The following is a 13240-nucleotide window of genomic DNA, read 5'->3' on the forward strand; positions in this document are numbered from 1 at the left end:
CTCGCACATGACGGACTCGCACGTACTGCCGCTTACCGCTTTCGCCACACAGTTGCGCCTGCAACAGGTCGATCTGACCGAACGCTGGATGAAGGCCGTCTTTCACGACGCCGAATTGACCGAATCCGACCGGCTGACCTACGAGCAACTGGCCGATCACATCCCGAACATCCTCGACGAAATCTGCAGCGTGCTGGAGAACCAGGATCTCGACCATGTCGAGAGCGCGATCGAACGCGACGCGCGCCTGCACGGCAAATTGCGCTGGAAGCAGGGCTACCGGATCGACGAACTGGTGCGCGAGCTCGATCTGTTCCGGCAGATGCTGACCGGCGCGATCGTCGAATTCAGCGAGGCCCGGCCGTATTTCACGCGGCGTCATGAGGAGCGGGCGCGGCATTTCATCGACGAAGCCGTCAGCTTTGTCACGCTGACCTCGATCCGCGAGGTCGTCAACGAGCGCGACCGGAAGATCGACGACTACACCGGACGCCTCGAACGCGCGAATCACGAACTGACGCTCAAGCAACGGCTGGTCGGCGATCTGTACGAGTCGCGCATGCAGATCACGCGTAGCGTCGTGCACGATTTGCGCAACTTTCTCAACGTGTTTTCGATGGCGCTGCAACTGATCAGCCGCGCGCCGTCCAAGGTCGAGACCGCGCTCGCGCTCGCGAACCGTCAGGCGGCCGATATGAAAACGCTGGTCGACGAACTGGTCGAATACTCGGTCGTGCTCGGCGACGACAGTCCCCTCGTGCTGGAAACCTTCGCGCTGCGCGAGCTGTTCGACGAACTGGTGATTTCGTGCGAAAGCGCGATCGAAGCGAAAGGGCTGCGCCTTCTGACTGCCTTCGACGGGGCGTTGGATGTGGTCGTCTCCAATCGACTCAAACTCAAGCAGGTCGCGCTCAACCTGTTGACCAACGCGGCCAAATACACGAAGGCCGGTCAGGTCGAATTGAGCATGACGGCCGCGGAGGACGATCGCTGGCGCCTGCGCGTGTCGGATACGGGTGTGGGCATCGGCGCGTCGGACCGGGAACGTGTGTTCAAGGAGTTCGAGCGCGCCGCCGATGACGACGTTCCGGGCGCCGGCCTGGGCCTCGCGATCGTCAAGGAACTGTGCCGGGTGCTGGAGGGCGAAATTCGTTTCGACTCGCAGGAAGGCGAAGGGACGATCTTCGAGATCAGTTTTCCGATGCGCCTGCAGGCGGTGGATGGGTGATAGCGTTATTCGGCGTTTGTCCGTTTAAGGGTTTTGGCCATAATTCTTAATTGACCAATCCATTAGTTAAGAATAACTGAACCTCCACTTAATCCCGCCTAATGCACAGTCCGTGCGCATTGAGACGTTTGGCATTTCGCGTCTTAAATGGACTACGCCTTTGAGCTAATTCGAGCTAAAAAATAGCTTTTAAGAATTTGCCGTATTCCGCGTAATCGGGGCATGGCGGCAAACTGTGCGCTTCGCTTTTGTCGGCCAAGTGAAAGCGCAATGCCATCTCAAGTTTTTACTGATCTCTCTTTAATAGTTAGGATGACATAAGAAAAATCTTGGCGTACGAGGCTTTAAGAAAAAGATTGGGAGGAATGTTGAACAAGTCTTATAGGACCGTATGGAACAACGCGACCCGCACCTACGCGGCGGCGTCCGAGGTGGCGAAAAGTCGCGGTGCGAAAGGGGCTTCGGTACGCGGGGCGCTGATGGCCGCCGGAACCAGTCTGTTTGGCGTGCTGGTGGTGGCTTCGCCTGCGAGAGCGGCGGAGGAGTCGCCCAACCCGATCATGAATGCGCCTGTCCAATGGGATGCCGACACGCTGACGACCGTCTCCCAGCCGCCAGAATCCGGCGCGGCCCGTTCGAAAACGCTGACTCTGGGAGCCGCCGCGTTGACGGACGCAGTACCGGTCACCCAATACATTGCTGTGAGTTCGTTCACTACGCCGGCTTTGACGACGTCCGCGTCGGGGGGAGAAAACGCAATGGCCATTGGCGTCGGTGCGATGGCCATCGACGACAATGCGCTCGCAGTCGGTACGAGTTCCGGCGCTGCGCGTAGCAACACGACCGCGGTCGGCGCGGGCGCAGCAGCGTTGGCGCCTTATGCGACGGTGGTGGGAGCCGGCGCGACGTCCAACTATTTCGCCGAGAATGGTGTTGCAATCGGCTACATGGCAGCCGTTCAGAATGTCAACGCGGTGGCTATCGGGACAAACGTCCAGACGGACGCCGTAGACTCGATCGCAGCCGGCAGCGGTGCCCGGATCACGGCGGCCGCAGCGAAAGCGATCGCGTTCGGTTCCGGCTCGAAGGCTACCGCAGCGGGTTCCGTAGCGCTCGGTGCGGATTCCGTCGCGGACCGGTCGAATACCGTCTCAGTCGGCAATGCCACGCTGCAACGGCAGATCACCAATGTTGCAGCCGGTATCCAGGGTAACGATGCCGCTAACGTCACACAGCTGAAGGGCATGGCGGCCGTACTGGGAGGCGGCACGGACGTCGCCGCTGACGGAACGATCGCAAAGCCTGTCTACAAAGTCAGCGGGAAGATATACAACGACGTCGGCTCCGCGCTCGCGGCCGCCGTCACGACCAGCACTCAGGCCAGCGCGGATTCTGTCCAGTACGATTCGAGCTCACACAGCGCCGTCACGTTGGGCGGCACCGCCGCGCCGGTTCGGCTCACCAACGTGCGCGCCGCGAATCTCGCTGCCAACAGTTCGGACGCCGTCAACGGCGCGCAGCTGTTCACCACGAATCAGGCCGTCGCGCAGAACACGGGCAGCATCACGAACCTCGATCAGCGCGTTACGGATAACACGACGAACATCAGCAATCTCGACCAGCGCGTCACGGATAACACGACGAACATCAGTAATCTCGATCAGCGCGTCACCGACAACACGACGAACATCAGCAACCTCGATCAGCGCACCACGACGATCGAAGGCGACGTGAGCAACATCACCAACCAGATCACCAATGGCGAAATCGGGCTCGTTCAGCAGGATCAGACGTCGCGTAATCTCACCGTGGCGAAAGGCACGGATGGCGCCCGCGTCGATTTCACCGGCACCGGCGGCGCACGCGAGCTGACCGGGATTGCGGCGGGCACCACCGATGCATCCGCGGTCAATCTCGGCCAGTTCAAACCGATGGTGGCGGCGTTGGGCGGCGGCGCCCAGATCAACGCCGATGGTTCTGTGACCGGCCCGAGCTATCACATGCAGGGCGGCACGCAAACCACCGTCGGCGACGCGCTCGGCTCGCTCGACAACGGCCTCACCACCTTGCAGCAGAACATGGCGACCGGCGGGATCGGCATGATCACGCAGGATCCGGTGTCGCGTGTCATCAATGTCGGTGCAATCACGGACGGCAATCTGATCAACCTGGCCGGTACGGCAGGCAACCGCGTCGTCACAGGCGTGGCAGCCGGCGCGGTCGCTCCGGCCAGCAGCGACGCGGTCAACGGTTCGCAACTGTATGCGCAGTCGGCGGGCACGGCGGTGGCGCTCGGCGGCGGGTCGACCGTCAACGCGGACGGTTCGGTGACGGCGCCGTCGTATCGCGTGGGCGGCACGGTCGTGAACAACGTCGGCAGCGCGATTACCAACCTGGATGGCCGCGTCACGCAGAACAGCAGCGACATTGCCGGCCTGCAGACCACCGTTGGCAACCTTGGCGGGGCGGTCGCGAATGCGGTGCAGTACGACAGTTCGGCGCATGACAGGATCACGCTAGGCGGCACGGCGGCCAATGCGCCGAAAGTACAGCTGACCAATCTGCAGGACGGCACGCTGTCGGCCACCAGCACCGATGCAGTGACCGGTGCTCAACTCTGGAACACCAATCAGACTGTCAGCAGTCTTAGTCAGCAGATCAACGTGGTGCAGAACAGTCAGACTACCGGCAGTCCCTATGTCGCCGTCAGCAGTTCGGGTAACGCGGCTCAGGCGATCGGCAACGGTTCGGTGGCGATTGGCGGCGGCGCCAAAGCGTCCGCGCCGAACTCGGTGGCGATCGGCGAGGGCTCGGTAGCCGATGTGACGAACACGGTGTCTGTCGGCTCGTCCGGCAGCGAGCGCCGCATCACCAACGTCGCGGCAGGCCAGACGCCCACCGATGCAGTGAATATGCAGCAGTTCCAGGGCGGCCTGAGCAACATAGCACGCGCCGCCTACACCGGAACGGCGTCCGCTATTGCATTGACCATGGTGCCGGAAGTGGACGCGACCAAAAATCTCGCGATCGGTGTCGGAACGGCCGGATATAAGGGCTATCAGGCCGTAGCGGTCGGCGTGTCGGCGCGTGTCACGCAGAACCTGAAAGTGAAGCTGGGTGCCGGCATTAGCTCAGCCACGACGACAGTGGGTGCCGGTGCGGCCTACCAGTGGTAACGCAAGGGAGGTCATTCGCCGCACCCGAGCGGAGCGGGCATCAATTCCGCCACGACCGCGCTCACGGCCGGCGCGGCGTCCCAATGGCAACAGGGAGACGGGAGATCGGCGCGTTTGACATGCGCCGGTGGGCAGTCGGCGAGTCATGCTCGCTGCAAGCACCCCGCGCGCCGAACGCGCGGGGTTGCCATACGACATTTACTTGAATAGCTTCATCGCCTGCGAGAGCGTATTGACCACGCCCCATGCCAGCGGCAGCGTCACATACAGCCAGAAGACGGCGAGTTTGGCCTTGCTGGTCTGATTCCCTGCTTGAACGGTCGACATACGAGTCTCCTTAAGCGCCTTTGGCGAGTTGTGCGTCGGTCATGTGGTGCTTGTCGTCCACGCGCTTGACCAGCAGGTTGCAGACGAAGCCGACCACAAGCAGCACAGCCATGATGTGAACGGTCATCGTGTAGGCGTCCGCCTTGGCGACGCCTTGCGCGACTTCATAAGCGCGAATGTAGTTCACCAGCACCGGACCGGCGACGCCCGCCGCGGCCCACGCCGTCAGCAGACGGCCGTGAATGCCGCCGACGAACGCCGTGCCGAACATGTCGGCGAGATAGGCCGGCACGGTGGAAAAGCCGCCGCCGTACATCGTCAGAATCACGCAGTAGGCGAGCACGAAGAGAGCGATGTGACCGGACGCAGCGAAGCCCGGCACGAGGTAATACAGCACCGCGCCGAGTGCGAAGAAGATGAAGTAGGTGTTCTTGCGGCCGATCCAGTCCGACGCCGACGCCCACACGAAACGGCCGCCCATGTTGAAGAGCGACAGCAGGCCGACGAAACCGGCTGCCGCGGCCGCCGACACCGTGTCCTTGAAGCTCTCCTGAATCATCACCGAGGCCTGGCCGAGAATGCCGATGCCGGCCGTCACGTTCAGGAACAGCACGAGCCAGATCAGATAGAACTGCGGCGTCTTCAACGCCTGATCGATATGCACATGGTTGCGCGAGATCATCTTGCTCTGGCTGGTGGCGCCCGGCGTCCAGCCGGCCGGCTTCCAGTCCGCCGGCGGCACGCGGATCGCGAGTGCGCCAATCGTCATCGAGATGAAGTAGGCGATGCCGAGCACGACGAACGTCTCAGCCACGCCGATGCTGGTTGCGCTGCGGAAGTGGTTCATCAACGCCACCGACAGCGGCGCAGCGATCATCGCGCCGCCGCCGAAGCCCATGATCGCCATGCCGGTCGCCATGCCGCGGCGATCCGGGAACCAGCGGATCAGCGTGGACACCGGCGACACGTAGCCGAGGCCCAGCCCGATTCCGCCGATCACACCGTAGCCGAGATAGAGCAGCACGATCTGATGCAGATACACGCCGAGCGCGGAAACCAGGAAGCCGCCGCCGAAGCAGCATGCGGCGGTAAACATCGTGCGGCGCGGGCCGACGCGTTCGAGCCACTTGCCGGCGAAGGCCGCCGACAAACCGAGGAACACGATCGCCAGCGAAAAGATCCAGCCGAGCGACGTCAGCGACCAGTCATCCGCGCTGGATTGCGTAATGCCGATGACCCTGGTCAGCGGGCCGTTGAACACCGAGAAGGCATACGCCTGGCCGATACAGAGGTGGACGGCAAGGGCCGCAGGTGGAACCATCCAGCGCGAAAAACCTGGCTTCGCAACGGTGGCCTGTTTGGAAAAGAAGGGGGCGGAGCCTGAATTCCCGCTAGGCTCGGTGATACTGCTCATGGTCGGTCTCCGGGGTGACGAATTAGTTGTTATCGGCGCTTCACACCAATGCTTTAGGTCTCGCGGCGTAAAAATTGTGGTTTTTGGTGCCGTCGATATATGTAATTAAGCTGCATATGGTGTGCACGAATTCGCGCCAAAATCAGCTTCGTCGAACGATAGGGCGCGATCAAGCCCTTGGCAATATGAGATGCAAATACATAAGGTGTTTGCCTGGTGAAACACGACCGTAATTTGTCGAATCGCGGCTTGGCAATGAGGCTGTCCGAAATAAGCTACCGAACGCTCAAAGCAAAGCGGGCCGGCAATGGCATCTTTCGCCACGCCGGCCCGCTTATCAGTGATCGAGGGAAACTCAGTCGACGGTGCGCCCGGTCTTCATCTTGGCCGCCACGAGCACCGAGATCAGGCAGCCGACGGCCAGATACGCCGCCACCGGATGCCACGAGCCGCCGGCAAAGCTGACCAGCGCCACCGCGATGAACGGCGTGAAGCCGCCGCCGACCACGCTCGCCACCTGATAACCCACGCCCGCGCCGCTGTAACGGTACTCGGTGCCGAAGAGTTCAGTGAACATGGGTTGCTGCACGCTCACTACCATGTCGTGCGCGATGTTGGCGAGCATGACGGCGAACACTACGATCCACACCGTCGAGCGTGCTTCGAGCGCGAGGAAGAACGGCACCGCGCTCAGCATGCCGACCAGCGCGCCGACGATATACACGCGGCGGCGGCCGAAACGGTCTGCCAGCAACGCGAAGCACGGAATCGTCACGCAACTCAGCGCGCCCACCAGCAGACCGATGGTGAGGAAGAACTCGCGCGGCATGTGCAGATTGGCCGTCGAGTAGTTCAGTGCGAATGCGGTCACGATATACATCGTGAACAACTCGGCCAGACGCAGTGCGATGATCAGCAGGAACGCCTTCGGGTGGCGCAGCAAGGCTTCGACGATCGGCAGGCGCACGCTGCGCTCACCGTGCTTGCCGACTTTCTCGACGAACTCCTTCGACTCTTCCATGCTCGAGCGGATCCACAGCGCGATCAGCACCAGCACCACGCTGAACAGGAAGGGCAGGCGCCAGCCCCAACTCAGGAACGACGCGTTGTCCATCGAACGGCTGATCAGCGCGACCAGTCCGGTCGAGAGCACGAGGCCCACGCCGTAGCCGACTTGCACGCCGCTGCTGTAGAACGCTTTCTTCTTCTCCGGCGCGCTTTCGACCGCCATCAATGCCGCGCCGCCCCATTCGCCGCCCACCGCGAAGCCCTGGATCGCGCGCAGGGTCACGAGCAGCACCGGCGCCCACCAGCCGATGGTGGCGAACGACGGCAGCAGGCCGATCGCGGCGGTCGACAGACCCATCATCATCACCGTGAGCACCAGCATGCGCTTGCGTCCGAGCCGGTCGCCGTAGTGTCCGAACACGAAGCCGCCGAGCGGACGGAACAGAAAGCCGACGCCGAAGGTGGCGAACGCGGCCAGCGTGCCCATCGCCGGGCTGACTTTTGGGAAAAACTCGGAGTTGAAAACGAGCGCGGCGACGATGCCGTACAGCAGGAAGTCGTACCAGTCGACCACGGCGCCGACGAAGCTGCCGAGCGCCGCCTGGCGGGCCTGGCTGCGCGCCTTGCGGTTGTCGACCGTTGCGGCCGTCGGGATGGTCGTACTCATGACAATGTCTCCTTGAAATTCTCGGGCTGCTGGGGACGGGCGGCAGACGCAGGGCTGTGGCCGCTCGCGATCGATTGCAGGATGTGCGAAGGTTAATGATGCGGAGTCGATCCCACAATCCGCATCCGATAGAAATTGCGCGATCATCGGACGCGACTGCGCGCATAGCGCGCGTTTTGCGCGTTTACACCGAGCGCCATGCGTTCGTGCATGGCGATGAACCACCGGGAAGCAGCCCGTGCTACCGTGAGGATGTAATCCTGAAAACAACAGTTATTGATATACTACATACGGAATATTGATTTTTGCGGCAATGCAGCATATGATTGAGTCATTCCTTCACTCAATCATTCGGAGTTACAAATGGAATTTGTTCCTCTTTCGCTGTTCGCCGCTGCTGTTGTTGGTTTAGGCTCTGCCGCCACTGTGCTGTTGACCCGCTGGATTCCGCGGCCGGTCGCCCAGCTTGCAGCGCAACATGGCCGCTTTGTCGGTCTGGGCGAGCAACGCGTGGCAGTGGCAACACCGTATCGTGCGCATGTTAAACAAGAGGCGATGAATGTCGTCAGAACTTCAAACTGAAACAGTGGCCACACCGTTGACGTTGTCATTGCAGCCGATCGGCGCGAGCGCGAGCTTGCGCGATCAGGCGTATGCGATGCTCCGCCAGGCCATTGCCGACGCGGACATCTATCAGAACCGCGAAGAAATCCGTCTCGACGAGCGGGTGCTGAGCGAGTCGCTCGGCGTCAGCCGCACGCCGGTGCGCGAGGCCATGACGCTGCTCGAACAGGAAGGTTTTCTGCGCATGGTGCCGCGGCGCGGCATCTATATCGTGCGCAAGAGCAAGCGCGAAATCGTCGAGATGATCCAGATGTGGGCCGCGCTCGAAAGCATGGCGGCGCGTCTTGCCACGCTCCATGCCACGGACGAGGAAATCGCCCGTCTGCGCCACATGTTCGACAACTTCCGCGACGCCACGCCGGCTGAGCACATCGCCGAGTATTCGGACGCCAATATCGCGTTTCACCAGGCAATCGTCGAGTTGTCCAAGTCGCAGATCATTCTCGACACGATCAAGAACATCTTTATCCACGTGCGCGCGATTCGCCGCATGACCATTTCGCAGAGCGACCGCGCGTCGCGCTCGATCGTCGATCATCTGCGCATTATCGAGGCGCTGGAGCAGCGGGATACCGAACTGGCCGAGCGTCTCACGCGTCAGCATTCGCTGGATCTGGCCGCTTTCGTCGAGGCGAATTGCGATTTTCTGGACTGATGGCTGGCGGCCCACGGGGCGTCTGATTGGCAAGTTGAAAAGAAGGGCCCGCGGTGGAGACACCGCGGGCCTTTTTTGTTTGCCGCCAAACCAACGTGGCGTGGGGCCGCGCGAGCGATGCGGGATAAACCTCGCTTGACGGTCTTAGAAATATGGTATGTGATATATCAAACGACGCGAGACAACAACCGGCCTCGGTGTTTTCCCTCGAATCGAAGCGACGGCATTGGCACTTGTCCTCGTAACCCTTAGCAGACAAGCAAAAGCAGCAGAACACGAGCCACGAGCATCTGGAAATCCCGATTGATCGAATCTGATATATCACATACGGTATGGTCCAGCTGAGTGGATTGCAAGGTCGAGACTGTTCGAAGCGGGCGAGTTCACCGATAACCCTTTTGCGTAACCGATTGACCTAGGAGTCGACTATGTCTGCAGTTGTGTCATCCCTGCACCCAGCCACGGACACGATGCGCGTGCTCACGCTCGAGCAGGAGGTGCGCAGCGCCAGCGCCTTGCCGCGCGCTGCCCTCAAAGCGACCCATCGCACCGGCCGCCCGGGGGTCGTGAGCATCTGCGCTGACCCGAGCCGGTACGCGCTGGGGAGCCGCAACCAGACCACATACCAATGAGCCACCCTTCAGGAGACAGGACATGAGCAAAGCACTCGACGGTGTGCGCATTCTCGACTTCACGCATGTGCAATCCGGGCCCACCTGCACGCAGCTGCTTGCATGGTTCGGCGCGGATGTGATCAAGGTGGAGCGGGCGGGCGCGGGCGACATCACGCGTGAGCAATTGCGCGATATTCCCGACGTGGACAGCCTCTACTTCACGATGCTCAACCACAACAAGCGTTCCGTCACGATCGATACGAAGAATCCTGAAGGCAAGCAGGTGCTCGAAGCGCTGATCCAGAAATGCGACGTGCTGGTGGAGAACTTCGCGCCGGGCGCGCTGGACCGCATGGGCTTCACGTGGGAGCGGATTCAGGAGTTGAATCCGCGCATGATCGTCGCGTCGGTGAAGGGCTTCGGTCCTGGGCCGTACGAGGACTGCAAGGTCTACGAGAACGTCGCGCAATGCGCGGGCGGTGCGGCTTCGACCACCGGCTTCGACGACGGCCCGCCGGTCGTAACGGGCGCGCAGATCGGCGACAGCGGGACCGGCTTGCATCTGGCGCTCGGCATCGTCACGGCGCTTTATCAGCGCACCCACAGCGGACGCGGTCAGCGCGTACTCGCCGCGATGCAGGACGGCGTGCTCAATCTGTGCCGCGTGAAGCTGCGCGATCAGCAGCGGCTCGAACGCACCGGCGTGATGAAAGAGTATCCGCAATATCCGAACGGAGAGTTCGGTGAGGCGGTGCCGCGTGCGGGCAATGCGTCGGGCGGCGGTCAGCCGGGCTGGATCCTGAAATGCAAGGGCTGGGAGACGGACCCCAACGCGTATATCTACTTCATCACGCAGGCGCCGGTGTGGGCCAAGATCTGCAACGTGATCGGCAAGGAGGAGTGGGCCACGGATCCCAACTACGCGACGCCTGCCGCGCGTCTGCCGCACCTGAAGGATATCTTCGCCGAGATCGAGCGCTGGACCATGACGAAGACCAAGTTCGAGGCCATGCAGATTCTCAACAAGTACGACATTCCGTGCGGACCGATTCTGTCGATGAAGGAAATCGCCGAGGAACCGTCGTTGCGCAAAACCGGCACGATTGTCGAAGTGGATCACCCGACTCGCGGCAAGTATCTGACGGTTGGTAATCCTATCAAATTGTCCGACAGTCCGACCGAGGTCACGCGCTCACCGTTGCTCGGTGAACATACCGACGAAGTCATGGCCGAACTCGGCTATTCGCCTGAGCAGGTCAGTGCATTGCGCACTGCCGGCGCGATCTAGGCCTGATCCAGGCAAATACGGAGCGACGAATGGATACATGGATGCGGTTCATGTCGAGCGACGGCGGCGTCGTGTTTGGCCGTGTGGAAGGTGGCTATCTGCACGAATACGAAGGTCTGGAACACCCGGTGCCGACTGGCGCCGTGCTGTCGACGCGCGCACTGACGCCGCTCGCGCCGTGCGCGCCCGGCAAGGTCGTCGCGTTATGGAACAACTTTCACGCGCTGGCGGCGAAGCTCGACAAGCCCGTGCCGGCGCACCCGCTTTTCCTGTTGAAGCCGGCGGGTTCGGTGATCGGCTCGGGCGAGCCGATCAGGCGGCCGCTCAGCTATGCGGGCAAGATCGCCTATGAAGGCGAACTCGGCATTGTGATTGGACGGCGCTGCCGCGATGCAAGTGTCGAAGAGGCGGCCGAAGCGATTTTCGGCTACACACTCGTCAACGACGTGACCGCTGCCGATCTGCTGAACGAAAATCCGCACTTTCCGCAATGGTGCCGCGCGAAAGGCTTCGATACGTTCTGCTGTATCGGACCGGCGATCGTCTCTGGTTTCGACTGGCAGCTAGCGCATCTTGTCACGATGCTCGATGGCGTCGAGCGGCAGAACTATCCGCTCGCCGACATGGTTTTCTCGCCCGCCGAGCAGGTGAGTCTGATCTCGCAGGATCTCGCGCTCGAGCCGGGCGACGTAATCGCGTGCGGGACGTCGGTCGGCGTCGGCTCAATCAAGGATGGCGCGACGGTGTCGATCACGGTCGACGGGATCGGAACGCTGAGCAATACCTTGGGCGCCGCGCGCGCGGTCGCCGCGGAGGGCGCGGCGCCGATGGTGGCAGGCGCTGTCTGAACGGTTGACCGATTGCGCGATGCGTTGGCATCGCGCCCATGTATTCCGACACGGAGAAGCGCGCATGCCGCTAGCGTATGACAGTACCGTGTGGTGTTCGCTGGCTGTGGTGTTGGCTTCCGTGCTGGCCGTTGCGCTTGCCGCGGTCGGGCAACTGCCGCTCGAACGGCGACCGAGGCGCCGGCCTGACTGGCACGCCGGTGCATTGGCCGTCGCGCTCGCGGGCCTTTTCGCGGCCGGCATGGGCGCGAGCAACGGCGTGGTCGGAGCGGCGGTGGCGGGCGCGGTGCTCGGCGCGTGGCTGGTGCGCCGGCGCAATCTGACACGGCGCCCGCGCCTCGTTGCGCTGTTGGGCAGCAGCATGGGGCTCGCTGTCATGTCGGGCGGCTTCGCGCGTTATCTGTCGTCGGCGGCACAGGCGAATGTCGAGCGCGTCGAACTCTATGTCGCCGTGTTCATCGGCGCGCTCATCTTTGCCACCTCGGCTATTGCGTTCTGCAAACTGCGCGGTGCGTTGCAGCTCGGCGCGGCGGTGCGGCCGGGGCACGGCATCGTCAACCTGCTTGCGCTGTTGCTGTGCGGGTGGCTCGGCTACGGATTCGTCACGGAACATGCGCAGCCATTCGGGCTCGCCTCGCTACTCGCGATGAGCGCGCTCGCTTGTGCGATGGGTGTGCATCGGATGCTCAGCCGCGAGTATTCCAGCGGCCACGAGCATGGCCACGATTCAAGCGAGCTTGCCTTTGCCGCGCGTTGCCATAGCTTGACGATGGGCAAGCGCGGCCTGTTGGCACGAATCGAATGGCACGGTGGAGAGGACCAGGCTTGGACGCTGCGCGACGTAGCGCAAGGTAAGGTGCGCACGGCAGCTTACCCGCATCGTCGAAATGGAAGCCATGGCGTGAATGCGGAACGGCGGCAACGTGTGTGCGCCGGCCACCGGCCGGCTCGCGCTACGACACGGCGCACGCCATGAATGCACACATGCGTCGAACGGTAGGCACGACGGCGCGTCGCGGGATCGTGATCGCGCCGACGTCCTCAGTCGCCCGTCGCGGCGAACTCGCTGAAGTACCGAGCCTTTTTGTGCAGAATCATTTGAGCGAGAAAGTCGGCGTCGTAGGCACGGTGCAGATGGGCGTGAAACCGCTCGATGTAGGCAGTAATTCGAGCCGCCTCGCTGTTGAATTCCTGGAGTACGTCGAGCGTGGCGCGATCCCAGCGGAAGCGCAGGCCGAGGTCGCTGAAGGCGGCGTTGTACGCGCTCAGGTGGGCGTCGTCGGGGTGGATCGCGGCAACACGAGCGGTGTGCGCGCTGGGCTGGGACTCAACCGAAGCGTGATTCATGATCGGCCTCCTGGGCTGACGAGTGATGGAACTCGCTTGCAGCA

12 protein-coding genes are annotated in these 13240 nt (G+C 62.3%); 8 read left to right on the forward strand and 4 right to left on the reverse strand.

Features of this window, described 5'->3' with window-relative positions:
- The first annotated feature begins 7 nt into the window (after positions 1-7).
- Positions 8-1228, forward strand: coding sequence for a sensor histidine kinase (locus ACQKRQ_RS30035; RefSeq protein WP_132382070.1), 1221 nt, complete (start codon positions 8-10; stop codon positions 1226-1228).
- A gap of 365 nt (positions 1229-1593) precedes the next feature.
- A complete protein-coding gene (locus ACQKRQ_RS30040; protein WP_427481217.1) occupies positions 1594-4404 on the forward strand; it encodes a YadA-like family protein in 2811 nt (936 codons plus the stop codon).
- 198 nt (positions 4405-4602) lie between these two features.
- On the opposite strand, the gene ACQKRQ_RS30045 is transcribed toward ACQKRQ_RS30040, so the two are convergent.
- From ACQKRQ_RS30045 to shiA, 3 genes are all read right to left on the reverse strand, one after another.
- Positions 4603-4731, reverse strand: coding sequence for an MFS transporter small subunit (locus ACQKRQ_RS30045; RefSeq protein WP_408176934.1), 129 nt, complete (start codon positions 4729-4731; stop codon positions 4603-4605).
- Between the two features lie 10 nt (positions 4732-4741).
- On the reverse strand, positions 4742-6145 hold the full coding sequence (locus ACQKRQ_RS30050) for an L-lactate MFS transporter (RefSeq protein ID WP_427481219.1): 1404 nt from the start codon (positions 6143-6145) through the stop codon (positions 4742-4744).
- A 355-nt stretch (positions 6146-6500) separates the two neighbouring features.
- The gene (gene shiA, locus ACQKRQ_RS30055) at positions 6501-7820 is read right to left on the reverse strand and encodes a shikimate transporter (protein ID WP_132382078.1); all 1320 of its coding nucleotides are present in this window, start codon (positions 7818-7820) and stop codon (positions 6501-6503) included.
- A 363-nt stretch (positions 7821-8183) separates the two neighbouring features.
- Between shiA and ACQKRQ_RS30060 the strand changes: the two genes are divergently transcribed.
- From ACQKRQ_RS30060 to ACQKRQ_RS30085, 6 genes are all read left to right on the forward strand, one after another.
- Positions 8184-8402, forward strand: coding sequence for a hypothetical protein (locus ACQKRQ_RS30060; protein ID WP_132382080.1), 219 nt, complete (start codon positions 8184-8186; stop codon positions 8400-8402).
- A complete protein-coding gene (locus ACQKRQ_RS30065; protein WP_132382082.1) occupies positions 8380-9099 on the forward strand; it encodes a GntR family transcriptional regulator in 720 nt (239 codons plus the stop codon). Before ACQKRQ_RS30060 ends, ACQKRQ_RS30065 begins: the two co-directional genes overlap by 23 nt.
- Before the next feature lie 428 nt (positions 9100-9527).
- Positions 9528-9731, forward strand: a complete 204-nt coding sequence (locus ACQKRQ_RS30070) for a hypothetical protein (protein WP_427481220.1) — start codon at positions 9528-9530, stop codon at positions 9729-9731.
- 22 nt (positions 9732-9753) lie between these two features.
- Complete coding sequence (gene frc / locus ACQKRQ_RS30075) at positions 9754-11001, forward strand: formyl-CoA transferase (protein ID WP_106282483.1); 1248 nt, start codon at positions 9754-9756, stop codon at positions 10999-11001.
- Between the two features lie 29 nt (positions 11002-11030).
- Entirely contained in the window at positions 11031-11849 is an 819-nt protein-coding gene (locus ACQKRQ_RS30080) for a fumarylacetoacetate hydrolase family protein (RefSeq protein ID WP_427481221.1), read from the forward strand.
- A 64-nt stretch (positions 11850-11913) separates the two neighbouring features.
- Positions 11914-12825, forward strand: coding sequence for an NAD(P)(+) transhydrogenase (Re/Si-specific) subunit beta (locus tag ACQKRQ_RS30085; RefSeq protein WP_408176940.1), 912 nt, complete (start codon positions 11914-11916; stop codon positions 12823-12825).
- 65 nt (positions 12826-12890) lie between these two features.
- Here the strand turns inward: ACQKRQ_RS30085 and ACQKRQ_RS30090 are convergent, their stop codons facing one another.
- On the reverse strand, positions 12891-13196 hold the full coding sequence (locus ACQKRQ_RS30090; protein WP_408176941.1) for a hypothetical protein: 306 nt from the start codon (positions 13194-13196) through the stop codon (positions 12891-12893).
- Positions 13197-13240: the final 44 nt, after the last annotated feature.

It is taken from the genome of Paraburkholderia sp. NPDC080076 (assembly GCF_050281145.1).
GTDB lineage: Bacteria > Pseudomonadota > Gammaproteobacteria > Burkholderiales > Burkholderiaceae > Paraburkholderia.